Raw genomic sequence first — 26,848 nt, 5'->3', positions numbered from 1 at the left:
TACAACCTCCTCATCGCGCGCCGACGAGCCCAGGTCGAAACCACCTTCGCTACTCTCAAACGCCGCATGCGGCTGACCTGCATCCGCTACGTCGGTCTGATCAAGGCGACCGGACAAGTCCTGCTCGCCTCNATCGCCTTCAACATGAGGCGGTGGGCCACGATCGCCGCGTGAGCCGCCCTCCGAGGGCGACAACTACAGATATTGGCAGGCAATTGCCGCGACCAAGGCCTTCTCTCGTGACGTCTTCAGCCTCAAAAGCCAATAACGCAACAGGCCCCTTGTGGGAGAAGGTGGCGCGAAGCGCCGGATGAGGGGTTGCATCCACGAATTCCAATGCACGAGATCGCTCGAGGAGAGAAACCCCTCACCCGTCTCGCCGCTTTGCGGCGAGCCACCCTCTCCCACAAGGGGAGAGGGTGAGAATACTGCTACTCCATCGTCTCCCAGAGGCGATGGGCGAGCACGCCGGCACGCTTCTCGATCGCCGCCGCGGCATCGAGCGCGAGGTCCTCGCGATAGCGCCCGGTGATGAGCTGCACGCCGATCGGCTTGCCCTCGTGCAGCGCCACCGGCACCACCGCGCCGGGCAGGCCCAGCACATTGATCGCGGAGATGAAGCGTATCCCGCCCCAGAACACCTCCTGCACGCGCTCGGCGCTGACCGTGTCGTCGCGCGGGCCCGGCGTCGGACTGACCGTGGTCGGCGCCAGCACGACCGGATAGTCCTCGAAGAACAGCTGCCAGGCGCGGATGTGGCCGTTGCGCGCGGCCGTCGCCTGCATCCAGGCCTTGAGATCGAGCACGTTGGCCTTGGTCTTCATGCCGTTCCACGCCTTGTGGAAATCCTCGGTCGTGACCTTCAGCATCGCGGCCTCCTGCATCACCATCGTCTCGTTGGTGATGATGTCGCACCAGGTCTGCCAGACGCCGTTGATGTCGGGCACCTCGACCTCGCTGACGCGATAACCGGAACGCTCGAGGTGATCGGCGGCCTGGCGCAGCGCCGCGGCGACGGACGGATCGACGTCCATGTCGTCGGGGATCTTCGCCAGCGCGACCTTGATCGGTCCCTTCGGCCTCTCGCCGACCAGCGGCGCCGGCACCCACCAGGGGTCGCGCGGATCGCGCTGGCTCATCACCTCCAGCGCAAGGCGGACGTCGGCGACGTGGCGGGCGAGCGGCCCCTGCGCTGACATCAGGTGCGCCAGCATCGGCCGCTCAGCCGTTGCGCTGCCGTTGAAGGCGGGGATGCGGCCCTGCGTCGGCTTGATGGTGGCAATGCCGTTGCAATGCGCCGGCCAGCGCAGCGAGCCGCCGATGTCGTTGCCGTGGGCGATGGTGCCGATGCCGGCGGCCACCGCCGAACCCGCGCCGCCCGAGGAACCGCCGCAGGTGATATCGGGGTCCCAGGGGTTCAGCGTCAGCCCATGCAGGGGATTGTCGGTGAAGCCGCGGAAGGAGAATTCCGGCGTGTTGGTGAGACCGATGACGATCGCGCCGGCCTTCTTCAGGTTGCGGACAACAGGCGCATCCGACGGCGCGATGAGGTCCTTGTTGGCGGGCACGCCGTTGAAGTTCGGCCGGCCTTCGTAATCGACGTTTTCCTTGATGGTGATGGGCACGCCGTGCAGGAGGCCGAGCTCGCCGCCCTTGGCGCGCTGCTTGTCGGCCGCATGCGCGGCCTTCAGCGCTTCCTCGCTGAGATCGACAACGACCCCATTCAGCCTGGGATTGACCGCGCGCATCCGATCCAGATGCGCCTCGACGGTCTCGACCGCGGAGATTGCGCCGTTGCGGATCGCGGCCGCGGTGTCGACTGCAGACCATTGCCAGACCGGTCCCTTGGGACGGCGCGCCGTGGCCGGTTTGCGCGTGGTCGCCTTCTTGACTGCCTTCTTCGCGGCTTTCGCGACGGCGCCCTTGCGGGCGGTGGCTTTCTTGCTCGAGGTCTTCGTTACTTTCCTTGAAACACTTTTCTTCTTGCTTGCCGTCTTCTTCGCCACGTCGCATCTCCTGAAAATTGCGCGCGGAGGTTATGGAGATCACGCGACCGTGTACAGGGCGCGTTTCTGCATGGCGCGTTGTCGCGACGCTCTGTCACGGCCCCGGAGCGAGAGACATTCGTGAACCTTTGCGCCCCCTGTCTTGACCCATATAGAGGTTGAATGGTGCAACAAACGACCGCCAAGATTGCGGCAACCATTTTTTTGACGCAGCTATTTCGACATCGGCAGATTGGAGCATTTTCCATGCTCACAGAATTCGACGGCGGATACGGCGAGCAACCCTTTCGCGATCTGTGCGCCAACTACCCCGGCGCTGAAGCCTACGATCCCCACGATTTCCGGATTGAATGGGGGCCGATCTTTCACCGCGGCCGGCTCGACGGATCGGCGCGTGTGCTGATCGTCGGCCAGGATCCCGCCCAGCACGAGACCATCGTGCGCCGAATCCTTGTCGGCACCGCGGGCCGCCGGACCCAGGGCTTCCTGGCCAAGCTCGGCATCACGCAGAGCTACGTGATGGTGAACACCTTCCTGTACAGCGTTTACGGCCAGAGCGGCGGCTCCAAGCACAAGAACGAGCCTGGCATCGTCGACTATCGCAACAAATGGTTCAAGGCCGTGCTGGGCCCCGGCAACATCGAGGCTGTCGTCTCGCTCGGCGGCCTCGCGGACGAAGCCTGGAAGGCCTGGCTCAAGAGCTCCGACGGCGCGGCCTACAAGACTCTCGCGTATCAGCACATCACCCACCCGACCTGGCCGGAAAGCTCTGCGCATGATTCGGCGACGCAGGCCGCGAATACCAAGATCATGCTGACCAAATGGAATGCCGCCCTCGCCGCGCTGGCGCCTGAGGTCCAGCATCCCGACGTGCCGACGGCACTCGTGCCGTATGGCGACGCCTTCAAGCCGTCCGAACTCGTCGACATCATTGCAAAAGATCTTCCGGCGGGACTGCCGGCCTGGATGCGGGGAGACACGCCATGGGCCGTGCGCCAGGGCGCTGACGCGGCAACCAAGCGGCGCACGATCACGATCACCATTCCCGATGGGGTGATTCCATGAGCCCGGCCGCAAGCCCGAAGCGATGGGCGCTGACTGGCCGGATCGTGACGATGGCCGCGGAGGGCGACGTCATCAAGAACGGGACGATCTTCATCGAGGATAATCGGATCGCCGCGATCCTGCCCAAGGGACAGCCGGCCCCAACGGGCTTCGAGGCCGTCGCCGCGGTGGCCACCGGCGGCACCATCTATCCCGGCCTGATCGAGCTGCACAATCACCTCAGTTACAACATCCTGCCGCTCTGGCGCGTGCCGCAGCTCTTTGGCAATCGCGACCAGTGGCAGAACGCCAAATCGTACAAGACGTCCGTGACCGGTCCCATGAGCGCGATCGCTCTTGCCGACGACGGCTCGCTGCTGCCGGCCCTGGTTCGCTATGTCGAAGCCAAATGCCTGGTCGCGGGAACGACGACGAGCCAGGGGATCACGCTGTCGAACTGGAGCGGCACGATCCACAAATACTACAAGGGGGCGCTACGCGCTGCCGAGATCGGAAGCCCGCCCGATCTTCCGCGGGCACACTCCAAGATTCCCGACATCGATGCCGAGGATTGGGCGAAGTTCGACAACGAGCTCAAATCGTCGGCATGCTTCCTGCTGCATCTCAGCGAAGGCATCGACGCCAAGGCGCACAGCCACTTCCTCGCCTTGCGCAATTCCTCGGGAGACTGGGCGATCGAGCCCTCGCTGGCCGGCATTCATTGTACGGCGCTCGATGCGACCGACTTCGGAACGATGGCTGAAAACCATGCCAAGGTCGTGTGGTCGCCCCTGAGCAATCTGCTGCTCTATGGCAAGACGACCGACGTCGTCGCCGCGCGCACGGCAGGCCTCACCATCGCGCTGGGCTCGGACTGGTCGCCCTCCGGCAGCAAGAACCTGCTGGGTGAGCTGAAGGCGGCGAAGGTCGTATCCGCACATTTCAATCTCGGCTTCAGCGACTACGACATCGTCGCAATGGCGACGCGCAATCCCGCCGCGATCCTGAAATGGGATGGAAAGTTGGGGACGATCGCCAAGGGCAAGTTCGCCGATCTCCTGGTCGTGAAGGGAGTGACCGGCGATCCCTACGGCCATCTGATCAAATCGCGCGAGCAGGATATCGTCCTGGTCACGATCGGCGGACGGCCGCGCTACGGGACGAAGAAGGCCATGCAGCAAGCCGGCGCAAGCGGCGAGGCCCTCAAGATCGGCAAGAGCGCGCGGACGATCGATTTCACCTCGCCCGACCAGGATCCGGGGATCGAGAAGGTCACGCTGGCGGAGGCAATGAGCCGCCTGGGCGCCGCGCTTGGCAATCTCGGCACGCTGCAACCGCATAGCATCGCCATGAGCGCGGCGATCGCCCGTGGAACGGTGTCACGAACCGGATGGCGCCTCGCACTGGACGAGCAGTTCGGCAACAATGTCCAATTGCGCCCACGGCTCGCCTATAACGGCGTCCGGACCGGTCCCGATCTGGCGACCGTCGCAGCGGTCGCCGAGCCGCTGCATCCGATCAAGCTCGATGGTCTCACTGTGGCCGACGATCCCGTCTTCATCGACACGCTGAAGAGCGAACCCAACCTACCGCAAGGACTAGGCGCCGCGATTGCCGCCTTCTATTAGCCACCCGTCACACCAGCGGCGGATTGAGCCGCGCAAAGCCCTCCTGGATGCGGTAGGGGTAGTAGGGATAGGGCGGCATCACGGCGCTCGCCTCGTCGAGGCGCTTGATCTGATCCACGCTCAGCGACCAGCCGACCGCGCCGAGATTGTCGCGCAGCTGCGCCTCGTCGCGGGCCCCGATGATCACGGAGGAGACGGTGGGGCGCGACAGCAACCAGGCGATCGCGACCTGCGGCACGGTGCGGCCGGTCTCGGCTGCAATCGCGTCCAACACGTCGACAACAGCGTAAAGCCGCTGCTCGTCCACGGGCGGGCCGAATTGCGCGGTGGCGTGCAGGCGGCTCTCTTGCGGCAGCGGCTGGCCGCGCCGGATCTTTCCGGTCAGCCGGCCCCAACCGAGCGGGCTCCAGACCAGCGCACCGACGCCCTGGTCGTGCGCGAGCGGCATCAACTCCCACTCATAGTCGCGGCCGAGCAGCGAGTAATAGACCTGGTGCGCGACATAACGCGGCCAGCCGTGGCGGTCCGCCATGGCGAGCGACTTCATCAACTGCCAGCCGGTGAAATTGGAAACGCCGACATAGCGCAGCTTGCCGGAACGCACGAGCGTATCGAGGGTCGACAGCACCTCCTCGATCGGCGTGAACGCGTCGAACGCATGAAGCTGAAGGAGGTCGATCGTGTCGGTGCCGAGCCGTCGCAGCGCTGCGTCGACCGAAGTCAGCAGCCGCTGCCGCGATGAGCCGGCATCGAGCGGGCCATCGCCCATCGGCAGGCTCATCTTGGTCGAGATCAGCACCTTGTCGCGGCGGCCCTTGATCGCAGCACCGAGAATCTCCTCGGAGGCACCGCTCGAATAGACGTCGGCGCTGTCGAACAAATTGACGCCGGCATCGAGGCAGATGTCGACCAGCTTGCGCGCCTCCTCCGTACCGCTGCGGCCCCAGGCAGAGAATAGAGGGCCTTGGCCGCCGAAGGTGCCGGTGCCGAAGCTGAGGACGGGGACCTTGAGTCCGGAAGCGCCGAGATTGCGGTATTCCATGATCGCTCTCCTATTCCGCCGGGCACGCCGCGACGACGACCGCGGCACGATCGAGCCGGAGGCTCCACAGCGCCAGCACGAGGCCGATTGCGGTGATGCCGGCCGCCACCAGCGGCAGCGCGGAGAGGCCAAGCCCGCGGTCGATGGCGACGCCACCGGCCCAGGCACCCAGCGCGTTGCCGAGATTGAAGGCGGCGATGTTGAGGCTCGAGGCGAGCGTGCGGCCGCTGGGGCCGGCCGCCTCCAGCACGCGAAGCTGGAGCGGCGCGACGGTTGCGAAGGCGGCGATGCCGAGCAGCAGGATCAGCGCGATGGCGGGGATCTTGACCGACAGCACCGCGGCAAGGCTAAGCAGCACGATGGCGAGCGCGGCGAGCGTGCCGATCAGGGCCCGCGCCAGGCCGTGGTCGGCGAGCTTGCCGCCGGCGACATTGCCGATCGCAAGACCCGCGCCGAACACCAGCAGGATCGGCGAGACAGCAGCCTCCGAAAAGCCGGTGAAGCGCGTCAGGATCGGCTGGATATAGGTGAAGACGACGAACAGGCCGGCGAAGCCGAACACGGTCATGGCGAGGCCCAGCAGCACCTGCGGACGACCGAGCACCGCGACCTCCTCGGCAAGCGAGATCGGCTTGTCGCCGTTGCCGACATGGCCGGGCACAAACGCGGCCACCACGGCGAAGGCGATCACGCCGATCACCGTCACGGCCCAGAACGCCGCGCGCCAGCCGAGCATCAGGCCGAACCATGCGCCGAAGGGCACGCCCAGAAGCGTCGCAACCGTGAGGCCGATGAACATGGTCGCAATCGCCGAGGCGCGCTTGTCCTCGGCGACGAGGCTGGTGGCCACCACCGAGCCGACGCCGAAGAAGGTGCCGTGGGCCAGCGAGGTCAGCACCCGTGCCGCCATCAGCAATTCGTAGTTCGGCGCCAGCGCACAGGCGGCATTGCCGAGCGTGAAGATTGCCATCAGCGCCAGCAATACGGTTTTGCGCGGCATCCGCCGCGTCGCCAGCGTCAGAACCGGCGCACCGACGAACACGCCGAGCGCATAACCGGAGATGAGCAGGCCCGCGACCGGCACGGAGACGTGCATGTCGGCGGCGACCTGAAGCAACAGGCCCATGATGATGAATTCGGTGGTGCCGATGCCGAAGGCACCGGCGGTGAGCGCGAGAACGGCGGGAGGCATGCGGGACTCCAATGGATGGTACGAGCCACGCAGATAGCCGCGCTGCGGCAAAACCATTAGAATGTCCGCAATCCAATCATTTGTGACGTGAATTCAACATGGCCCGCTTCGACACCAACCGCTCCGCCGAGATGGAGGTCTTTGTCCGCGTCGTCGACCTGGGCGGGTTTACCCAGGCAGCGCGAAAACTGCGGCTGACGCCGTCGGGCGTCAGCAAGCTGATCTCGCGGCTGGAGGCACGGCTCGGCTCGCGGCTGATCAACCGCACCACGCGCAAGCTCACGCTGACGGAGGAAGGCCAGGCGTTCTACCAGCGCGCCGTGCGTATCCTCGCCGAGATGGAAGAGGCCGAACGCGAGGCGGCATCGGGCGCGGCACCGCGCGGCCGCCTCACTGTCAACAGCAACATCCCCTTCGGCATGCTGCACGTGATGCCGCTGATCCCGCGCTTCCTGGAAATGCATCCCGACGTCACGCTCGATCTGGTGCTGACCGACACGCTGATCGACCTGATGCAGGAGCGCGCCGATGTCGCCATCCGCGTCGGCCCGCTGCGCGCCTCACGCCTCGTCGCGCGAAAGCTAGGCACCAGCCGCATGGTCGTGGTCGGCGCACCGAATTATCTCGCCCGCTTCGGCACGCCGAAGATTCCGGCCGATCTCGCCGATCACCGCGGCATCGGCTGGACCTTTCCGCGCTCGATTCGCGGCTGGCAATTCAGGCGCGGCGACCGCACCGAGGAAGCAGTCCCGCCGCCGGCCGCCCGCGCCAGCGACGGCGAAGCCGCCCGCCGCCTCGCACTCGGCGGCGTGGGCCTCGCCCGCCTCGCCCTCTTCCACGTCGGTCCCGACATCGAATCAGGCCGCCTCATCCCGGTCTTGCAGAACTACAATCCCGGCGACCGCGAAGACATTCACGCCGTCTATGTCGGCCACACCGCGCCGCTCCCGGCGCGCGTGCGCGCGTTCATCGATTTTCTCGCCGAGCACGTGCGGGTGAGCGACCCGGCGCTGAAGCGCGCGGGCGATGGGAAATGGAAATTGGTGGGATGAGGCTGGCGGAGAGAGCGTCAGTCCCAGAGCCGACAGGCCGCTCGACGCCCCGGCTATGCACGGGATTCACAACGCGACGCCGGGGCCGTGACGTTTCGTAACGTTAAGAACGCTATTCGTCCCAGCACTCATCCTTTCATCCCTGCTCCCGCGCCGGCGGCCCCCAAATACTTGTCCGCTCGAACGGTTCAATCATAGTCGGGCTTCCCTCTCCGGAGAATTCCGGCAGGAAAACCAGACGGTTTGACCAATAGCAGCGGTAGGGTGCGAGACAGATGCAGAAGGGATACGTCCCCCGAATTGGGCTGTGCATGATGATCGTGCTCGCCACAGTCGTAGCCGCGCATTCCTTGCGATACTACGCCGCGTTGGAAAACCTATGGTTCGGCATCGATCCAGATATCAAGGCAGTCATACTGCAAGCGCCTCTGCAGGCGTTAACGCACATGCTCATAGCCCCTGCCGCTCTGGTCCTGGGACCGCTACAATTCTTTCCGGGGCTGCGCGCGCGCCATCCGACGCTGCATCGTTGGTCCGGCCGAACTTACGTCCTCGCGTGCGTTACGAGTGGAACAGGAGCGTTGGCTACGTCACCCTTTGCCTCGGGTGGCTGGGTGGCTGGCGTCGGCTTCGGGATTCTCGCTGTATTGTGGATCGGCACGACTGTAGCGGCCTGGATTTCGGCCGTGCAGGGAAGGCTCGAGTGGCATCGGCTACTTATGCGATTCAGCTACGCGATGACCTTCGGCGCCGTTGTCCTTCGCCTGCAGATTCCGATCGGTTACGCATTGGGGTACGGCAGCTATTCCAGCATGTCTCCGATTCTGGCGTTTACTTCGTGGATTCCCAACGTCTTGATCGTCGCTCTGTATTCGACCTTGGAAGCTCGTTGGCGATCTCGGTGGGTTCAATGAAGCCTCCGTGCCCCGCGCGCCAAGCATGGCGATCAATGAACGCATGATCGGTAACATTACAGCATGCTAATTCCCGCTGAGATAGGCGCTGTGAAGAATATCCGGATTCTGCCGTAACTCCTCCGGTTCGCCCGAGAAGCGAATATATCCCCGCTCCATGACATGGACGCGATGGGAGATTCGCAATGCGATATGCGTGAACTGCTCGATCAACAGTACGCCGACCCCATCAGCGGCGAGCTGAATGATCACCGGAACCAGCCTGGCTACGATCACGGGGGCAAGACCAAATGACAATTCATCCGCAAGGATGTAGCGCGGGCGCTCGACGATGGCTTGGGCAAGTACGACCATTTGTTGCTGACCGCCGGAGAGCGACCCCGCTCGCGCGCCGAGTTTTGGGCGAAGCTCGGGAAACGTATCGAGCGCCGCCTCGATGCCATCCTCCCGCTTGCGACCCGGCAGATGATGACCAGCGACCCGGAGATTATCGAGGACCGATAGTTCGCTGAGCACGTGGTGGCCTTCGGGGACGGCCGCAATTCCGAGACGGCGAACCTGCTCGGGCCTGAGGCCACCAATGGACCTTCCGTCGATGAGAACGTCGCCGGAGGAAACGGGCAACGCACCCGCCGCGGCGAGAACGAGCGAACTCTTGCCAGCTCCGTTGGCGCCGAGGAGAGCCGTAACCTGCCCCGGTGGAATCTCGAGGTTCACGCCATGCACGACCTGCTTGCCACCGCGCGCAATCGCCAGACGCTCGATCCGGAGGCAATCGGTCATGCCGTTTCTCCAAGGTATGCGGCACGCACTTTCGGATCCTTCAAGGTCGGACCTACCGGGCCGTAGGCGATCATGGTGCCGAAATCGAGAACCAGCATCTTCGAGCAGGTCGATGAGATCAGGTCGACGTCGTGATCGACGAGCAGCACCTGGGCCCCGCAGAACGCCGGGATGCCAACAATAGTCTTGCGCAGGAAATCCGATTCGGATTCGCTAAGGCCGGCTCCGGGCTCATCCATCATGATGATCTTCGGGGCTCCGACGATGCATCGCGCGATTTCGACCATCCGCCGGTCGCTTGTCGCGAGGGCGCCCCCCATCAGATGGGCCCGATCCGAGAGACCGGTATAGCGCAGAGCCGCATTGATGACGTCGTTGCGGCTGCTCGTCCCGTAGGGAACATGATCTAGCATCCCCGCGATATTGTCCCGCACCGATAGATTGAGCACCACCTGCTCGGTCTGGAAGGTTCGACGGATCCCGAATGCTGACCGCCGATGCGTCGCAAGACGCCCGATGTCCTGCCCGTCGATCCTGACGGACCCAGCGGTTGGCGTGATGAAGCCGCTGAGCACGTTAAGCAACGTCGTCTTGCCCGCGCCATTGGGACCGACCAATCCCGTTACCGATGCGTCGAGCGATGCCGTCAGCGCGTTCAACGCCGTCACCCCGCCGAACCTGACCCCCAGGCCGTCGATCTCGATCATACTGCCTTCTCCCGTCGCACCTGTCCGGCAAACACCTTGATGCGCCCGACGGTATCAAGGATCTGGCCCGCAACGCCGCGCGGTGCGGTAATCAACGCATGCAACAGGCCCGCTCCAAAGACGATCGTCGCGATATTGCCGTCGATGTGCCAATCGTTGAGGAGTCCGGGAACGGCGCGCAGCAGCAAGCCCGCCAGAATCGGCCCCAGCCAGCTATAGGCGCCGCCGATAAGGGTCACCGCGAAGAGCAACACAGATTCGCTCGCCGGAAACGAGGTCAAGTCGAGCGTGCCGATGAGACCCGCGAGCAGCCCGCCGCAGATGCCCGCAAGGAAGCCGGCGAGCGCAAAGGCCCATATCTTGTAGGCGACGATATTGACGCTCGCCGACAGGGCGCAAGCTTCGCTGCGACGTATCATCGCCCAGGCGCGCCCGGCTCGCGAGCGCTGATGCCAGAGGACGAAGAGATAGCCGATGACGAGTGCTCCCAAGCAATAGCGAAAATAGGCGGCGTCCGTCGTTGCGAGCCCGGGGCGGTCCATATATTGGCGCGGCCCATTATAGATCTTGCCAATGAAGCCGGCTCCACCGTCGGGGAAATCGATGGCGGTGATCACCACCTGGAAACCACCCGCGATCATCAAAGTGACCAGCGCAAGGTACAGACCGCGCATGCGTAGTGCCGGCAGCCCGAAGATCAGACCCAGCAGAGCTGCGCCGACACCACCGCACAGCAACGACATTTCGAAGGGCCAATGGATTGCATGCCAGGAACGCAACGCAACCCAACCGCCGACGCCGACCAAGGCGAACTGGCACAAGGAAACCATGCCCAGTTGCGCATAGATGATTGCGGTGGCAAGCGAGCCGAGCGCCAGGATGGCGGAGGCGGTCAGCACACGCAGCCAGTATGAACTGGCGATTTCGGGCACCGCCAGCGCCAACACCAGCGCAGTGGCAACTCCGGCAGCGACTCCGACCAACGCGCGATGGCGCTGGCTCCCAGCGGGCGCGCCCGAGCGCACATCGTCTGCTCCCAGTCCAGCCCCGCCGCCGATCAGGGGATGCCCATGGCGCTGCAGGAAAACCAGCGCGACGATGGCAAAAACGAAGGGCGTCAACGTGCGGTAGGGCGCGACGGACGGAAATGGCGTGCCGATCGCTTCGATCACGCCGATTGCCAGGCCGCCCGCAACCGCGATACCCAGCGATTGCACACGGCCGGCAATTGCGGCGGCGATCACCGGAATGACCATGAATGTCAGGAACAGGGGCTGCATCCGCGCAAGGTTGGCGAGCAGGATGCCGCTGACACCGGCAATCAGTCCCGACATCGCCCACGCCCAGGAATCGACCTTCAGGACGGGCACTCCGAGCATCGCACTGATGTCCCGGCGGTTGGCAAGCGCGCGCATCGCCAGCCCCATACGCGTCCATCCCAGAAAGAAGATCGTGCCGACCGTAACAAGACATGTGAGCCCTAGCGCGATCAGGCGCGTGTAGGTCACCCGCACATCCAGGATGCGCACACCCAGACTGTCGGTCGGAAGACGTAGAACACGGCCGTATTCGCCCCAGAAGAAATCCATGACCCCGAGCAGCACGAGCGCCAGGCCAAGCGTAGCCACCGCTCGAACCACTGGATCGCTATGAGCTACACGTGGAGCAAGGAGCCGGCCATAGGCCAGTGAGACCGCCATCGCTGCGATCACGCCCGCGATCCACCCGATCCAGGGAGGGCCACCTGAGTTTCCGATCTGCCAGGCGATGATCGCCGAGAGCGCACCGATCGCGCCCTGCGCAAGGTTGACGACACCAGAAGCCCGGAAGAGGATTACGATTGCGACTGCCGAGAGCGCATATACCGCGCCGGTGGCGAGCCCGGAAACGACGAAAGGACCAAGGTTTGGCACGATCATTCACTCGATTGATTTGAGGCGCAGGCGCTCAGCGGAGCGTCCGGTCGTGGACAATCGGCTTTGCCGCCGATGACCAAGGGCGTGAATTGTCGCCCCTGGTCCGTTTCCGGCTCGGCCCACACCGGCTCGCCTACTTGCGAATGCCCAGCTCTTTCTCCGTCGCCAGGACGTCTGCCAGATCAGGATCATCCACCCCGAAGCAGGACTGCTGGGTCACCCATTTCTCGCCCGACGTCACGGCCACCGATCCGGCGTGGTTGGGATTATGCCGATTGCCCGGCCCAAAATACCACGGGCCGCACGCGATGTCGGATTGAAGGCCCGACTTCATACCGCGGAGGGCGGCCGTAACCGATGTGCGGTCGATCTTCGCCGGGTCCATTGTCAGCATGACCTCGACGATCCAACGCGCTGCCAAATAACCCGCCTGATTGAATGTATCGCGCTGGACATTCTTGGACGCATACTTGTCGAGCACCGCATACCAGTTCAGCATGTCGGGCGATTGCTTGTCGAAAGGTTCGAGCTCGAGCTGGGCGTAGACCTTGTTGTCCCAATAGGGACCGATCGTTTTCGGAAACTCGAGATTGTAGACAGAGGTCGGCGCGGCGAACTTCACCTTGGAACCGAGGTCCTGGTCCTCGGCGGCCTTGAGCAAGGCAATCACGCCGTCACGCGGCAAGCTCGCCTCGATCAGGTCGGGCTTGAACGACATCGCTTGGAGGACGATGGAGGTCATGTCGATTGCCGCGGGATCGATCAGGATCACGTTGACCGCCACACCCTTGGAAGCACCCCACGCCTTGACGCCGTCGCAGGAGAAATCGCCGACGCCGGGAATGTTGGGCGCGACACAGACGACACTCTTGATGCCGAACTTCCCATGCATGTACTGCACTGCGCCAAGGTTGCTCAACCGAGGACCTGCGTTCGTTGACGAATAGTTCCTCCCAAAGAAGCAATCCCGGGGGATGCCGACGCCGGCGACGACAAGCACCTCGTTCTTTTCGTAAGTCGCCTGGTTAGCGGCGCATTCGACGAAGCTGTTGCTGCCGACCAGGGCAACCACCTTCTTGTCGGTCACCAACTTGGCCGCAGCTTGCGCGGCCTGCTCGGGCTTCCAGGCGTCGTCCTCCAGCGTGTATTCGATCGGGCGGCCATTGATCCCGCCATTCTCGTTGACGCACTTGAAATACGCCGCAGCCGCATCGCCCGAAGAGCTGAAGTCCGCCGGGCCTGTCCGACCAACGATGCCGCCGATCGAGATGGGCGCACCGGTCGCAGGCTTGCCGGTATTCAATCCGCATTTCGGCGCGGAGGCCGCTTCTGCGGAATCATTGAACGCCAGCGCTGCAAGCGTGCATGCGACGGCCGCCGCGGCCGCTTTCATAGATCGTCTCATCAAATTCCCCCTTTTGTTACGTGATTGACGGCTGCGACCACCGCAAGTCTTCTTTGTGAAGCTCGCCGCCAGGACTTCACGCGGTTCAAAGCCAGTCTCACTTGTCAGAACCCTCATCCGACGCTCCGGATGCCATGACTCCGGATGCCATGACATCGTCGACCGTGCGACCGACAATTTGCTCATCGAACTGCGCTCGAAGCCGCCGCAAGCAGCGTCTTCCCCGCGATCAGATCCGCGGCGCGCTCGGCAATCATGATCGTCGGTCCGTTGGTGTTGCCTCCCGGCACGGTTGGCATGACCGAAGCGTCGACCACCCTCAGCCCCTGCAATCCACGCACGCGCAGTTGCGGATCGACCACTGTCGCCGGCCCAGTCCCCATCGCGCAGGTCCCAACGGGATGATGGCCGACCTCGGCCGTGCGCCGGACAAACGCATCAAGGTCGGCGTCGGAGACGACCTCGGCGCCAGGCGAAGTCTCGCGCTCGATCAGCGGGCCGAGCGGTGGCGTATTGTAGATGCGTCGCACCAATCGAATGCATTCACGTGCTGTCGCACGATCGCCTTCGGTTCCAAGAAAATTGAGCCGGATACGCGGAGGGTCACGCGGATCAGCCGAGCGCAGACGCAATTCGCCGCGACTTTCGGGGTAATTGATCGACGGATATCCCTCCAGCATGTGCTGTTGCGGCGGCGTGATCCCGGGAAACCAGACCTTGGCGTCCATACGCGTCGAGTTGAAGAAGAGCTGAATGTCCGGTCGCTCGACATCGGGCCGGCTGCGCACGAAGGCGAGCGCGGTCAATGCCTGGGTCGCGAAATCGCCCTTGCGGAACAAGGCCCACTGCAACACAGAAAGTGCAACGCGATCGGCTCGCAGGCGGCTCAGAAAGGTGATCGGCTGCTTGATCGCGAATTGAATGTGAAACACCACATGTTCGGATAGATTCTTGCCGACCGCCGGGAGCTCGTGAACCGGAGTTATCCCGTGTTCGGCAATCTCGTCGGCCGGCCCGATGCCCGACAGCAGGAGAAGCTGCGGTGAGTTGTAGCTCCCACCGCACAGGATCACCTCGCGCCTCGCGCGAACGGAAACACGCTTGCCGTTCTCGACGTAGGTCACGCCCGTCGCGCGACCCTTCTCGATCAAGACCCGCTCCGTCAGGGCACCGATCTTCACGGTGAGATTGGCGCGCTTTAATGCGGGGCGGAGATAGACCGCCGATGCGCTGCTGCGCACACCATTCTTGATCGTCAGGTCGACGATGCCAAAGCCCTCAGGCTGCGCTCCCGAGAAATCCTCGGTCATCGGAATCCCCGCGGCAATCGCCGTGTCGCGGATCAAGCCGAAATTCAGGTTGGAAACATCGGTTGGGCTGACGCCGAGCGGTCCTGCGCCGCCGTGATAATCGCCTTCGCCTCGCCAGCTGCCCTCGGCGCGTTTGAAATAGGGAAGAACGTCGGCATAGCTCCAGCCTTCGCATCCGGCCTGGCGCCACAAGTCATAATCGCGCGGGTTGCCGCGCACGTAGAGCATGCCGTTGATCGACGAAGAGCCGCCCAGGACTTTGCCGCGTGGAAGCGATAGGCGCCGCCCGTCGAGAAAGCGCTCCGGCTCCGTCGCATAATTCCAGTTGAACTTGGGGCCGCGCCAGATCTGGCGCCATGCCAGCGGCATCTTCATGAATATGCTGTTGTCCTTGCCACCGGCCTCGAGCACGAGGACGCTGACTTTCGGATCCTCGCTCAAGCGGTTCGCCAATACACAACCGGCCGAACCGGCGCCTACGATGACGTAATCACACTCGTCCACGCGCCCTCTCCCCGATCCCATCAAACAGGCTCAGATGAACATGTCGTTGTTGACGGGGAGGCCGTTCGCCTCGCAGTAACGCGTGTAGTGTTCGATGAACCAGAAGACATCGGCGGTGAAATCATACTCGCCGTTGTCGTCGAAGAATTCGATGGCGCCGCTCAACCAGAACAGGGCCTTCATTCCGTTAGGATCGTCGGAATAGAGCGTGTGCGCCGCTCCCGGGAGCTCGTAGATGAAGTCGCCGGGCCTGGCGATCCAGTCGTATTCGTAATAGCCCCAGGATCCCTCCAGAGTGATGGCCGACACGAAGCCGCGATGCTTGTGCGTGCCGATCCGACCACCGCTCTTGACCCACAGAATGTTGGCGGCCGCGTTGTTGCGAACGTCGAAGCACAGATGCTTGATGGCGGCGACGTCGCCAAACGGAATCCAGGGCGAGGATTTGTCATCGCCCGCGATATAGGCCCCTTCCTTCGCGTAGCGCCTGATCGCCTCGGCGTGTGGCTCAGCCGGCAGCTTCACGATTTTGCTCGCGTCACGCATTCCGTTTCCCCCTCAAGAGCGCTTGGCCCTCTTTTGACCGAGGTAATCACCCCGGTCGGAAAGCGGTCAAAGAGGAAAACGCCGCTGCACCGCAACCGCTCGTTCGAACATGCAGCAAGTTATTGATAACGATGGATATGTTCCTCTCGATCGTGATCAGCGAACGCAGCTCGGCAACGATGGGGGCGAGGATGAATGGAGTATTTCGTCAATTTCGATTGATCAAATGATGCAAACCCGGCAACTCTGCAGGGAGAAGAAAAGCTTATGGGTGGGAGTGCGGCCAAATGATTTCCAAGATCGAAGAAAGCAGCCTGCTCGATCGCGGTGGACGGCCGACCTTGCGGGACATGCTCTCCCAGATCGTGTACGACCCAGCTCACGCGCATATCAGCCTGCGCAACGCGCGGCTTGTCCTCCATCGCGCCTCGATCGCCGTTCAGCTCCAGGAGGAGTTGGTCCGCCGCTTCGGGTCTCACGACGCGCGAGTTATTCTGCTGCGGTTGGGATTTCAGGCGGGCACGCTGGATGCGGAGTTTATTCGCACCTCCTGGCCTGAACTCGACATAGGGGACGCGTTCACCGCGGGCACGCGGATGCACACCATGTCCGGCGTCGTGCGCGTACAGACCGTCTACAACGACTTCAATTTCAAGCAGAACAAGTTTGCCGCGGAATTTCTCTGGCATGGTGGCATGGAGGCGACCGAGTTTCTCAATCGCCAACGCAGCGCCTCCGAGCCCGTTTGCTGGATGCAGGTCGGCTACGCATCGGGCTATGCCAGCTTTTTCTTCGACAAGCTGATTGTCTACAAGGAAACGGAATGTGCCGCGATGGGGCACAAGCACTGCAGGGTGACCGGCAAGACAGCCGACGCCTGGGGTGCCGACGATCCTACGGTTCGCATGTTCCGCGAAGAGGTCGTTCCATCGCTTGCAGACCTTCCGCGCAGGACCGGCGGGGTCGAAACGGCAATCCATGCGCCGACGCGGACAACCTCCAAACACGGGGTTGCAAGCCTCGAAGACGTTGTGCTGGAGCCCGTCCGCAGCCAGCTGGACAGCGTTGCCGCAGGAGGGCTCCCTGCGCTCATCGTCGGTCCACATGGTTGCGGAAAACACCTCGCGGCGCGCTACCTGCACCACCAGCGCCACGGAACAGGCGGCCGATTGCGGCGCCTCGTCTGCAGATCCCTCACCAGCGAGCGGATCGATATCTGGCTCAGGAAATTGAAGCAATCGCGCGAGACGTGGCTGCTGGAGAATATCGAGACACTGCCCGAGGAATGCCAACTCCTGTTGGCCGAAAGAGTCGAGAGTCGGGACTTGCCGCCCGGGCTGCAATTGGCCGGCACATCCACTCATCGGCTGAGCGAGCTCATTGCCATGCCCGCACTCCGCCGGGACTTTCTCTTCGACCTTGCGGTTCTGCCGATTGAGCTTCTCGGCCTCCAGCACAGGCGCGGCGACATTGCCGACATCGCTCGAGCCATGCTCGCAGCGATGTCGGTGAACGAAGCCTTGCCGCAGCATCGTCTCTCCCGCGCGTCGCTGGATTCGCTCAAGGGCATGGCTCTCCCTGGCAATCTCCCACAATTGCGCTCGGTTCTCCTGAGCGCCTTGTTCAAGGCCAAGTTCGACGGCGGCAACGAACTACCGGGAGAGATTCAACCGAAGCACTTCTCGCGCGAGCTGGCAGCAGCGCCTCCCAGTTCTGCAGACACCTATGTGGGCAGCATAGTCGATCAAATGGCTGCCAAATCGCTCACGATGAGCGAACTAAACCAACGAATCTACGCGGAGGCCCTGCGACGTTCGGATGGCAGGGTTTCGACAGCAGCGCGGATGCTCGGCGTCACCAGGCCCCAGTTCGTTTATCGGGCGAGAGGAATTGAACCCGGGAACTGAGGGCCCGTACGATCGCGACGAGCCTCCTCGCTTCAGTCGCCGAGCGGCCCATTTGAACTTCCGTCCGTCCCCTTCAGCAACTCGTATTTGATCCGACGCATCCGTGTCTGGGCTTCGAGCGGCTTGCAATAGGCCGTCGACGCGGCGAGCAGATCGATGGCCGCGAGAAGGGCATAGCGCGACGCGGTCGGCTTGAGCGCATCGGGCGCTTCGGGCACGTGCACGCCGAGCGCAATATCGGCGATTGAGGCCAGCCTGCTTTGCGGCCTGGTAATCGCGACGACCAGGGCGCCGTATTGCTTGGCGATACCGGCTGCCTCGATTACCTCGGTCGCTGCACCGGTGGTCGAGATGGCGATGACGACATCGTCCTGGCCAAAGGTCGCGGCGATCATGCGCATCAAGCTCGGGTCGGAGGTGTGAGAGACGGCGATCCCGAGACGAAAGAAGCGATTCTGAACCTCCATTGCCGCAAGGGTCGAGCCGCCGCCCACGCCAAATGCTGCAAGTTTCGAACAGCGCGAGATGGCTTCGGCAGCCCTCTCGATGTCCTCCTTGCGTAGTCCCTCCTCGGCAGCGGCGATTGCGCGACGAATTTCCTGGAACACCGACCGCCAGAGAGCGGGGCGCGCCAGATCCGTGCCGACATGCGGGGGCAGCTCGACGTAAATCCGCCCAACCGCCATTGCTTGAGCCAGCCTCACCTTGAGGTCACGGACGCCGCGACAGCCGACGGAGCGGCTGAACCTGGTCACTGTCGGTTCACTGACACGCGCGCTGCGGGCCAGCTCCGCATTGCTCGCGTGAATGGCAAACTCGACGTCGGCCAGCAGCGCCATGGCAACACGCTGCTCCGATGGGCTGAGACCCGGAGCACTCTGTCTGATGACAGAGATGATGTCGCCGGCCACGAACGCGTCGCGGCGCGACGGCGTCGAGACTGCTGTCCCAGCGGACTTCGCCGGGTGAATTCGCTTCGCACGCGGCATGCGCGCCCTTCCTCAGGTCGGACTAACCTGCGCCCTTAACCAGGAAATCGCCGTAAGAAACCTTCAGCTTCGACCTGTCAACGCATCGATAGATCGGCAATCAATGGCAATTTTCCACTTGAAACTTAGCATATTATGCATGTAACTTTCAAACAAACGATAACGCGCCGCCGGGTCAACACCTGAGGGCGCACCCCCTGCACATGAAGGCAGGCGGCTGAAACAAGGTGGGAGGGGCGATCATGAGATGCGACCTCAGTGTCTTGATGCGTGGCGCCGTCGGGATCGCTACCGCATTGTTTCTCAATGCACAGGCCAGCGCGGCCACCCTGCTTCGCGAAGCCACCATCGGCGAACCGCCGCCACTCGACGTCATGCTGACGACTGCCGACGTCGCATCAGTCATCGGCCGCCACATCTTCGAAACACTGTATGCGCTGGACTCGACCTATGCGCCGCGCCCAATGCTGGCCGAGAGCGATCGCGAGGAAGACGGCGGCAAGACCATCGTCATCAAGCTCCGCGAGGGCGTTCCCTTCCACAACGGCAAGGAGATGACCGCCAAGGACGTGGCCGCCTCGCTGATGCGGTGGGGCAACTTCGGTGCGCGTGGCAAGCTCCTGATGGCCGCAGCCACGTCGGTCGAGGCAACCGGAAAGTATGAGGTCACGCTGAAATTGTCCGCGCCGAACGGCGCCTGGAAGAATCTCATTGCGGACGTCAATGGTGGCCTTGCGATCTATCCGGAAGAAATCGCCGCCAATGCCGGAAACCGGCCGATCGAGCAGAAGGACTATATCGGTACCGGGCCTTACAAGTTCGTGGAGTGGCGACCGAACCGCTATGTCGAGGTGGAAAAATTCGATGGCTACAAGCCGGTGAAGGAAAAGGGCGACGGCTTCGCCGGCGCCCGCGTCGCCATCTTCGACAAGATCCGGTTCATTCCGGTCCCGGACGTCGGAACCCGCGTGAGCGGCGTGCAGGCCGGCGACTACGACTATGCGGAAATGATCTCTGGCGATCTGTACGAGTCCCTGAGCAAGGACCAGTCGGTTCAGGTGCAGCGTACGAACGCGCCGATCTTCGGCCTTTTCTTCATGAACTCGAAGCAGGGAATCCTGAAGGACAACTACAAGCTCCGCCGCGCCATCCAGACCGCGCTGGACAAGTCGCAGGCCCTGCGCGTCGCCTTCGGCTCCAAGGACCTGTGGAATGCCGAGGGATCGATCTTCCCCAAGGGCACGCCCTGGTACTCGGCGGAAGGCGTTTCCGGCTACAGCCCGCGCGATCCAAAGAAGGCCAAGGAGCTCGCCAAGGAGGCGGACTACACGGGAACTCCGATCCGCCTTCTGGTCTCGACGAACTATCAGGCGCACTATGATGAAGCCTCGGTCTTCACACGCCAGCTGGCCGACGCCGGGATCAATGTTCAGATGATGGTCGTCGATTGGGCGACGCTTCTCAAGATGCGAGGCCAGCCGGAACAGTGGGACATCTTTGTCACCCACCATTCGTTCTCGCCTGATCCGCTGCTCCTCACGTTCCTGAATGCAAGCTATCCCGGGTGGTGGGACAGCCCCGAGATCAGTTCGCTTCGGGCCGAGCTGATCAAATCGACCGATCCGACCGCACGCAAGTCGACATGGGACAAGATCCAATCGCTGATCTACGAACAGGTGCCGGTCATGAAGGTAGGCGATGCCTACACCTATGACATCGCTTCTCCCAAGTTGAAGGGACTGAACCCCAACGGTCCCGTGTTCTGGAATGTGTCTACCAAGTAAGGACGGGCAATGAGACCACTGGGAATGCCGAGCACCGTCGTCACCGACGCGCTTCGTCGCCGCTGATCAGCCGCACCATCACATGTGGTCTTACGCACTCAAGCGCGCGGCAACGACGGCGGTGACGCTTCTGGCGGCGTCCGTTATCATCTTTGCCTTCATCCATATCGTTCCGGGCGATCCGATCTACGTTCTACTCGGCGACACCGCGACCCCCGATCAGATCGACGCTTTGCGGCACCAGCTCGGTCTCGATCAGCCGATCATCCTGCAATACCTGACCTGGATCGGCCATGTGCTCGAGGGCAACCTCGGACGGTCGATCTTCTTCCAGGCGCCGGTGCTGTCGGTAATTGCCGATGGTGCCGAGACCAGCGCCTTGCTCGCCACGATGACGATGATCTGGGTTACGCTCATCGGTGTGCCGATCGGCATGATCGCGGCGGTTCGGCACGGCACCTGGCTCGACCAGGGGCTGTCCGGCGCGGCGATGCTGATGGCCTCGATTCCTACGTTCTGGGTCGGGCTCTATTTGATCCTGATCTTTGCCGCGTGGCTCGGCTGGTTTCCGAGCTCCGGTTATCCATCGATCTTCGAAGGCGGGCTCGTCAATCTCCGCTATCTCGTCCTCCCGAGCCTGGCGCTTGCGGCGCCGAATGCCGCGCTGATTCTGCGGCTGACGCGCGCCAGCATGCTCGACGTCTCCCGCGAGGATTACGTGCGCACGGCGCGTGCAAAGGGTATCAGGCCCTGGCAGGTCGTGGTTCGGCACATCCTGCGCAACGCGCTCCTGGCGGTGGTCTCGGCATTCGGCTTCACTTTCGCGGCGCTGCTGTCCGAAGCGGTGGTGACCGAAACTGTGTTTGCCCTGCCGGGTATCGGCCGCCTCGTCGTCCAGTCGATCCTCCGCCGGGATTATCCGGTGATCCAGGGCGTCATTCTGGTCATCGTCGTCGTCTACCTCCTGATCAACCTGATCGTCGATCTGAGTTATCGCCTGCTCGATCCGCGGGTCGAACTCCAATGAGCCGGGACGGCGCGATCTTTTGGCTGAAGCCGTTCATCGCGCGCCCGATCGCACTGTTGGGGCTCGGCATCCTCCTGGGGACCGTGCTCGCTGCGACTTTCGCGCCCTGGCTCGCACCTTACGATCCCTACGCCATCGACCCGTCGATCCGCCTGACGCCTCCGAACGCGCTTCATTGGTTCGGTACCGACCAATTTGGCCGGGACACCTTGTCACGCGTCATCCACTCGGCGCGCATGGCGCTCCTGATCGGTTCGGGCGTGGTCGTGTTCGCGCTTGCGACGGGCGTGCCGATCGGCGTGCTGTCCGCCCTGTTCCCCCGGCTCGGTCACCTGCTGATGCGCATGGTCGATGTGCTCATGGCATTCCCGAGCCTGCTGCTCGCACTTGGGCTGATCGTCGTCCTCGGCCCGAGCGTGGCCAATGCGATTCTGGCGATCGGGCTCGGCTACATGACGACGACGACGCGGATCGTTTACGGTCTGACGCTGCGCTTGCGCATGGAGACCTATGTCGAGGCATCCCGCAGCATGGGCGCCGGAACGACTTGGCTCATCGGCAAGCATATTTTGCCGAACCTGGTCTCACCGCTTCTTGTGCAGGCCAGCTTCGTCTTCGCGTTCGCGCAGCTTGGCGCGGCATCGCTCGATTTCCTTGGCCTGGGCGCTCCGCCGGAGATTCCGAGCTGGGGCAACATGCTGGCGGAATCGCGCACCTTCATCACCCGCGCGCCATGGCTGCTGTTCTTTCCGGGCATGATGATCGTGGCGACTGCATTTTCGCTCAACCTGGTCGGCGATGCACTGCGCGATCGTCTCGATCCTCGGTTCCGTCAGCTCTTTAGCGAGAAGGGCTAGATCGTGCTGTCCGTTCGCGACCTTACGGTGTCATTGGGGCCGGAGACTGCACCGGTCGACATCGTCGCCGGCGTGTCCTTCGAACTTGGCAAGGGCGAAATCCTCGGCCTCGTCGGCGAATCCGGCTGCGGCAAGAGCATGACCTCGCTTGCGGTGATGGGATTGCTGCCTCAACCCGGCCCGCGGATCCGGGCCGGCCGGGTCCTGTTGGAGGGCTGCGACGTGACGCAGCTGCAGCCCTGGCAGCGCGTCGAAGCGGGCCACGGCCGTATGGCAATGATTTTTCAGGAGCCGATGACCTCGCTTAACCCGGTTCGTCGGATCGGCGATCAGATCGCCGAAGCCGTGCGCGTGCATGATCGATTGTCCGGCCCTCCGGCGATCGACAGGGCGCGCGAGCTGCTCGAGCAGGTGCGCATGCCCGATCCCGCAATGCAACTGTCGGCGTATCCGCATCAATTGTCCGGCGGACAGCGCCAACGGGTCATGATCGCGATCGCGCTGGCCTGCAGGCCTCAGGTTCTGATCGCCGACGAACCGACCACGGCACTGGATGTCACCATCCAGGTGCAGGTTCTCGGGCTGCTGCGCGAGCTCTGCAACCGCCTCGACATGGCGATGCTGTTCATCACCCACGACATGGGGGTGATCGCGCAGCTCGCCGATCGCGTGTCCGTCATGTATGCGGGCCGGATCGTGGAGACCGCCGGCGTCGAGGCGTTGTTCGGCAGACCACGCCACCACTACACGCGCGGACTGATGGACTGCATGCCGTCGCGGAATTGCGGTGCGCGCCGCCTGCCAACCATAGCGGGCCAGCCGCCGGCGCCGGGCACGGTCGGTGCTGGCTGCGTCTTTGCCTCACGGTGCGCAGCGGTGCGCGAGTCGTGCCGCACCGCGGCCCCGCCGCGCGCAGAAGTTTCTCGAGGACACGAGGTGCTCTGCGCCTTCCCCCTGGACGGCGGGGAACCGCGATGAACGGCAACGCTGTCCTCGACGTTCGGGATCTGAAGGTCTCCTTCAGCGTCAGGCGCGCCGGCCGAAAATATCAGGTGCGGGCGGTGGATGGTGTGTCGCTGTCGCTGGCAGAGGGTGAGGTGCTCGGGATCGTCGGCGAGTCAGGCTGTGGCAAGACCACGGTGGGCCGCTCCATCGTCGGGCTGGTCCGGCCCGACAGCGGCACCATCAGCTTCAAGGGAACGGAAATGACGGGTGCCAGCCTTCGCGACATGCGCCTGAACATCCGGATGGTTTTCCAGGATCCCTATGCGTCACTCAACCCGCGGCGCGCGATCGGAGATTCGGTCGCGGAAGCTGGCGATATCAATGGTTTCTTCACCAGCCGCGCCGAGCGCAGCGCGGCGATCGCCGCCGCGCTGACGGCGGTCGGCCTGGATCCGTCTTTCGCCGCGCGCTATCCGTACGAACTGAGCGGCGGGCAGCGGCAACGGGCCGGCATCGCACGAACAATTCTTCCCTCACCGTCCATCGTGATCGCCGACGAGCCAGTCTCGGCCCTCGACGTGTCCGTGCAGGCCCAAGTGCTCAATCTGATGATGGACCTGCGTGAGCAACTGAGACTGTCGATGCTGTTCATCTCCCACGACCTCGGCGTCATCGGGCAAATCAGCAATCGCGTTGCCGTGATGTATATGGGTCGGATCGTGGAGCAGGCCGCAACGCGGACGGTTTTGGATGATCCGAGCCACCCCTATACACGTTCGCTGGTGGCGGCGATTCCGAAGCCGGACCCATCCAAGCGGATTCTCGGCGCGATCGAAACGGGTGAACCGCCAAGCCTCTTCAAGCGGCCACGCGGCTGCGCCTACGCCCCACGTTGCCCGATTGCCAGCGATCGCTGCCTGGTCGACGTTCCCGAGCTTCGGTCTGTCGGCACGGACGGCAGAGCAATTGCCTGCCACAACGTGTAGCCGGCGAGCACATCCAGCATACCGTCGCTGGCTCAGGATAGGCCAATCGTACGGTGGCAGCGTGAGCTCGGTCCTCACGCCCGCCCTGCACACCGCAACTGATCCAGCGAGCTGGTCGACGCGGGCGTCGATAGTGCGTACGATCGCCGCGCCGGCCAGGTGCAGACCGTGCGGGTCTCTCGCCTCCAGACCGCTTCACGCATGGTGCGCCGAACCGAACCAAACACTCGGCAGTGTGTATTATAGTCGACGGCAATGTGGAGGAGCGGCGCGGTATGCTATCTTTTCTTGCATTCATCGGGGTGTCGATAATCGTCATCATCACGCCGGGGCCTGACACGGCCACAACAATCCGCAGCGCCCTTCTGGCCGGGCGGACTGGCGGGATTTGGACGGCGGCGGGCATAGCAGTTGGGCAGACAATCTGGGCCCTGGCGACCAGCGTCGGCCTTGCTGCTCTCGTGGTGGCCTCGGCGCCACTATTTATTGCGATCAAGTATTTGGGCGCCGCTTATCTTATCTATCTGGGCATCTCCGCGTTACGCGAAGCTCTTTGGCCGGGGGAACAAGGTTCGGGGATCTCGGTGGAAAGCCACTCGCATAGCCGCGTTAGCCCTTCGATGGCTTTCAGGCAGGGGCTCATCAGCGATCTCGGCAATCCCAAGATGGCTGTTTTCTTCACCAGCCTGCTTCCCCAGTTCGCACCGATAGGCGGTTCGACCTTTGCGACACTGCTCGCTCTTGGAATTGTCTTTGCAGGTATGACCTTTCTCTGGCTCGCAGTTTATGCCGCAGCTATCCACAAGATGCGGAATGCACTTCAACGCCCCACCGTGCGTCGCCTCGTAGAGGGCATGACCGGAATGGTCCTGATTGCTTTGGGTTTGCGCATCGCCACCGAGCAGCGGTAGAGGGTACGAGGACGCGTACTCATCTGTGGACGCCCCGCGAGATGCAAGCGATTTTTGAAGAAGATCGGCACGTAGTCGGATGCTGCCATCTGTCCGGCCTCTGATGGTGCAGCGATGAAGCTGCGGGCCCGTATGGGAGTTCGCAGACCGGAACCAAATCATAAAAGCGTGCTCTGGGCACGATGAGTACGCCTGGTTCTTCCGGCCTCGTCTCGCCGACTGTTGCGCCATACTCTCCTTCGACCGACTACACCTCCGACGACCTCAGGTCCGCCAGGATCACGCCTTGGCTGCGACCGGAGCCCTGTAATTCTCCTGCTTGATAAGTAGCGCCCAGACGATCCGCGCCATCTTGTTGGCGAGGGCGACTGTTACCAGCATGCGTGGTTTGCGAGCCAGCATCTGTTCGAGCCACGAACCCCTTGGCGCACCGCGTTTGCTTGCCTGTTGCACAACCGCGCTGCTGCCGATGATGAGGAGGCGCCTAAGCGTGCGTTCGCCCATCTTGGATGTCGCACCGAGCTTCTGCTTGCCGCCTGTCGATCTTTGAAGAGGCGTGAGACCGAGCCATGCCGCGAAGTCACGGCCTTTGGAAAAGGTCTCGGCCGGCGGTGCTAGAGCGGCGATCGCGGTGGCGGAGATTGGGCCAATGCCAGGAATGGTCATCAGCCTGCGCGATACCTCGTCTTCGCGAGCGCGCCGAGCGATCTCCTGGTCGAGATATGCGATCTTGCCATTCAACTCGGCGAGCAGGTCTAGCATCACTCGTAACATGGGGCGGGCCGCTTCGGGAAGTGAACTGGCCATAGCTTCTTCTTCGATGTGGTCGGTAAGTTTCGCCACATGTGATGGCCCCTTGGGCGCGATCCAACCATACTCCGTGAGGTGTCCTCGGATCGCGTTGATGAGCTGGGTTCGTTGCCGCACTAACAGGTCACGGGTTCGAAATACCAAGCCCGCAGCCTGTTGCTCCTCGCTCTTTACGGCAACGAACCGCATGCTCGGCCGCTGCGCGGCTTCGCAGATCGCCTCAGCATCAATCGCGTCGTTCTTTTGTCGCTTCACAAATGGCTTTACATACGCGGGAGGGATCAGCCGAACGCTATGGCCAAGCTGCGCGAGCTGCCGAGCCCAGTGATGAGCTCCTCCACATGCCTCTAAGGCTACTGTGCAGATCGGCTGAGCCGCGAAGAAATCCAGCAACTTTCCCCGGCTGATCCGTTTGCTGAATAAAGTCCGTCCTTTCCCATCCGCGCCATGAACGTGGAAAACATGCTTGGCGATATCCAGACCGATTATGCTAACCTCTGCCACGGACGCCTCCCTTAAGTGGTGCTAAACACCTCCACTTTGGCACATCGATGCCGTCGGCGGGGCGTCCACCCCATCATAA

General features: G+C 63.1%; 23 protein-coding genes. 12 read left to right on the top strand and 11 right to left on the bottom strand.

Annotated features, from left to right (window positions below; translation table 11 throughout):
* The first annotated feature begins 12 nt into the window (after nt 1–12).
* On the top strand, nt 13–174 hold the full coding sequence (locus A3M7_RS45500) for a transposase (RefSeq protein ID WP_371090211.1): 162 nt from the start codon (nt 13–15) through the stop codon (nt 172–174).
* Nucleotides 175–431: 257 nt separating this feature from the next.
* Here the strand turns inward: A3M7_RS45500 and A3M7_RS0135950 are convergent, their stop codons facing one another.
* On the bottom strand, nt 432–2,006 hold the full coding sequence (locus A3M7_RS0135950) for an amidase family protein (RefSeq protein ID WP_027548236.1): 1,575 nt from the start codon (nt 2,004–2,006) through the stop codon (nt 432–434).
* Nucleotides 2,007–2,252: 246 nt separating this feature from the next.
* Here A3M7_RS0135950 and A3M7_RS0135945 point away from each other — a divergent pair, with 246 nt between their 5' ends.
* Together A3M7_RS0135945 and A3M7_RS0135940 are read left to right on the top strand one after the other, a co-directional pair.
* Nucleotides 2,253–3,071 (top strand): uracil-DNA glycosylase, encoded by an 819-nt coding sequence (locus tag A3M7_RS0135945; RefSeq protein WP_027548235.1) that lies wholly within the window; start codon nt 2,253–2,255, stop codon nt 3,069–3,071.
* Nucleotides 3,068–4,678: an amidohydrolase family protein gene (locus tag A3M7_RS0135940; RefSeq protein ID WP_027548234.1), complete on the top strand. Its 1,611-nt coding sequence runs from the start codon at nt 3,068–3,070 to the stop codon at nt 4,676–4,678. Before A3M7_RS0135945 ends, A3M7_RS0135940 begins: the two co-directional genes overlap by 4 nt.
* Nucleotides 4,679–4,685: 7 nt before the next feature.
* Here A3M7_RS0135940 and A3M7_RS0135935 read toward each other — a convergent pair whose 3' ends face one another.
* Together A3M7_RS0135935 and A3M7_RS0135930 are read right to left on the bottom strand one after the other, a co-directional pair.
* The gene (locus A3M7_RS0135935) at nt 4,686–5,720 is read right to left on the bottom strand and encodes an aldo/keto reductase (protein WP_027548233.1); all 1,035 of its coding nucleotides are present in this window, start codon (nt 5,718–5,720) and stop codon (nt 4,686–4,688) included.
* A gap of 10 nt (nt 5,721–5,730) precedes the next feature.
* Nucleotides 5,731–6,912, bottom strand: a complete 1,182-nt coding sequence (locus A3M7_RS0135930) for an MFS transporter (RefSeq protein ID WP_027548232.1) — start codon at nt 6,910–6,912, stop codon at nt 5,731–5,733.
* A gap of 98 nt (nt 6,913–7,010) precedes the next feature.
* Between A3M7_RS0135930 and A3M7_RS0135925 the strand changes: the two genes are divergently transcribed.
* Complete coding sequence (locus A3M7_RS0135925; protein WP_027548231.1) at nt 7,011–7,964, top strand: LysR family transcriptional regulator; 954 nt, start codon at nt 7,011–7,013, stop codon at nt 7,962–7,964.
* A 311-nt stretch (nt 7,965–8,275) separates the two neighbouring features.
* On the top strand, nt 8,276–8,878 hold the full coding sequence (locus A3M7_RS45495) for a DUF2306 domain-containing protein (RefSeq protein ID WP_198033880.1): 603 nt from the start codon (nt 8,276–8,278) through the stop codon (nt 8,876–8,878).
* Nucleotides 8,879–8,944: 66 nt separating this feature from the next.
* On the opposite strand, the gene A3M7_RS0135915 is transcribed toward A3M7_RS45495, so the two are convergent.
* The 6 genes from A3M7_RS0135915 to A3M7_RS0135890 all read right to left on the bottom strand — a co-directional run bounded on the left by A3M7_RS0135915 (nt 8,945) and on the right by A3M7_RS0135890 (nt 16,049).
* The gene (locus A3M7_RS0135915; protein ID WP_027548230.1) at nt 8,945–9,661 is read right to left on the bottom strand and encodes an ABC transporter ATP-binding protein; all 717 of its coding nucleotides are present in this window, start codon (nt 9,659–9,661) and stop codon (nt 8,945–8,947) included.
* Nucleotides 9,658–10,368, bottom strand: a complete 711-nt coding sequence (locus A3M7_RS0135910; protein ID WP_027548229.1) for an ABC transporter ATP-binding protein — start codon at nt 10,366–10,368, stop codon at nt 9,658–9,660. The genes A3M7_RS0135915 and A3M7_RS0135910 overlap by 4 nt, the downstream gene beginning before the upstream one ends.
* Entirely contained in the window at nt 10,365–12,287 is a 1,923-nt protein-coding gene (locus A3M7_RS50040; RefSeq protein WP_198033879.1) for an ABC transporter permease, read from the bottom strand. Before A3M7_RS50040 ends, A3M7_RS0135910 begins: the two co-directional genes overlap by 4 nt.
* Nucleotides 12,288–12,417: 130 nt before the next feature.
* Nucleotides 12,418–13,806, bottom strand: a complete 1,389-nt coding sequence (locus A3M7_RS0135900) for an ABC transporter substrate-binding protein (protein ID WP_245284401.1) — start codon at nt 13,804–13,806, stop codon at nt 12,418–12,420.
* 65 nt (nt 13,807–13,871) lie between these two features.
* Nucleotides 13,872–15,524 (bottom strand): GMC family oxidoreductase, encoded by a 1,653-nt coding sequence (locus A3M7_RS45485; protein WP_049823907.1) that lies wholly within the window; start codon nt 15,522–15,524, stop codon nt 13,872–13,874.
* A gap of 9 nt (nt 15,525–15,533) precedes the next feature.
* Nucleotides 15,534–16,049 (bottom strand): 2,4'-dihydroxyacetophenone dioxygenase family protein, encoded by a 516-nt coding sequence (locus A3M7_RS0135890; protein ID WP_027548227.1) that lies wholly within the window; start codon nt 16,047–16,049, stop codon nt 15,534–15,536.
* Between the two features lie 287 nt (nt 16,050–16,336).
* Between A3M7_RS0135890 and A3M7_RS0135885 the strand changes: the two genes are divergently transcribed.
* Nucleotides 16,337–17,956: a XylR N-terminal domain-containing protein gene (locus tag A3M7_RS0135885; RefSeq protein WP_027548226.1), complete on the top strand. Its 1,620-nt coding sequence runs from the start codon at nt 16,337–16,339 to the stop codon at nt 17,954–17,956.
* 32 nt (nt 17,957–17,988) lie between these two features.
* Here A3M7_RS0135885 and A3M7_RS0135880 read toward each other — a convergent pair whose 3' ends face one another.
* Nucleotides 17,989–18,945, bottom strand: a complete 957-nt coding sequence (locus tag A3M7_RS0135880) for a MurR/RpiR family transcriptional regulator (protein ID WP_027548225.1) — start codon at nt 18,943–18,945, stop codon at nt 17,989–17,991.
* A gap of 242 nt (nt 18,946–19,187) precedes the next feature.
* Here A3M7_RS0135880 and A3M7_RS0135875 point away from each other — a divergent pair, with 242 nt between their 5' ends.
* The 6 genes from A3M7_RS0135875 to A3M7_RS0135850 all read left to right on the top strand — a co-directional run bounded on the left by A3M7_RS0135875 (nt 19,188) and on the right by A3M7_RS0135850 (nt 25,455).
* Complete coding sequence (locus tag A3M7_RS0135875; RefSeq protein ID WP_027548224.1) at nt 19,188–20,729, top strand: ABC transporter substrate-binding protein; 1,542 nt, start codon at nt 19,188–19,190, stop codon at nt 20,727–20,729.
* 82 nt (nt 20,730–20,811) lie between these two features.
* A complete protein-coding gene (locus tag A3M7_RS0135870; protein ID WP_027548223.1) occupies nt 20,812–21,756 on the top strand; it encodes an ABC transporter permease in 945 nt (314 codons plus the stop codon).
* Nucleotides 21,753–22,613 carry an ABC transporter permease gene (locus A3M7_RS0135865; RefSeq protein WP_027548222.1) on the top strand — a complete coding sequence of 287 codons (861 nt, stop codon included), beginning with the start codon at nt 21,753–21,755 and terminating at the stop codon, nt 22,611–22,613. Before A3M7_RS0135870 ends, A3M7_RS0135865 begins: the two co-directional genes overlap by 4 nt.
* A 3-nt stretch (nt 22,614–22,616) precedes the next feature.
* Nucleotides 22,617–23,591, top strand: a complete 975-nt coding sequence (locus A3M7_RS0135860; RefSeq protein WP_027548221.1) for an ABC transporter ATP-binding protein — start codon at nt 22,617–22,619, stop codon at nt 23,589–23,591.
* Nucleotides 23,588–24,544: an ABC transporter ATP-binding protein gene (locus A3M7_RS0135855; protein ID WP_027548220.1), complete on the top strand. Its 957-nt coding sequence runs from the start codon at nt 23,588–23,590 to the stop codon at nt 24,542–24,544. The genes A3M7_RS0135860 and A3M7_RS0135855 overlap by 4 nt, the downstream gene beginning before the upstream one ends.
* 275 nt (nt 24,545–24,819) lie before the next feature.
* On the top strand, nt 24,820–25,455 hold the full coding sequence (locus A3M7_RS0135850; RefSeq protein ID WP_027548219.1) for a LysE family translocator: 636 nt from the start codon (nt 24,820–24,822) through the stop codon (nt 25,453–25,455).
* A gap of 279 nt (nt 25,456–25,734) precedes the next feature.
* Here the strand turns inward: A3M7_RS0135850 and A3M7_RS0135845 are convergent, their stop codons facing one another.
* Nucleotides 25,735–26,769: an IS110 family transposase gene (locus A3M7_RS0135845; RefSeq protein ID WP_027543953.1), complete on the bottom strand. Its 1,035-nt coding sequence runs from the start codon at nt 26,767–26,769 to the stop codon at nt 25,735–25,737.
* Between the last annotated feature and the right edge of the window lie 79 nt (nt 26,770–26,848).

It is taken from the genome of Bradyrhizobium sp. WSM2254, from assembly GCF_000472645.1.
Classification (GTDB): Bacteria; Pseudomonadota; Alphaproteobacteria; order Rhizobiales; family Xanthobacteraceae; genus Bradyrhizobium; species Bradyrhizobium niftali.
This window is presented reverse-complemented; position numbering and strand designations above follow the sequence as displayed.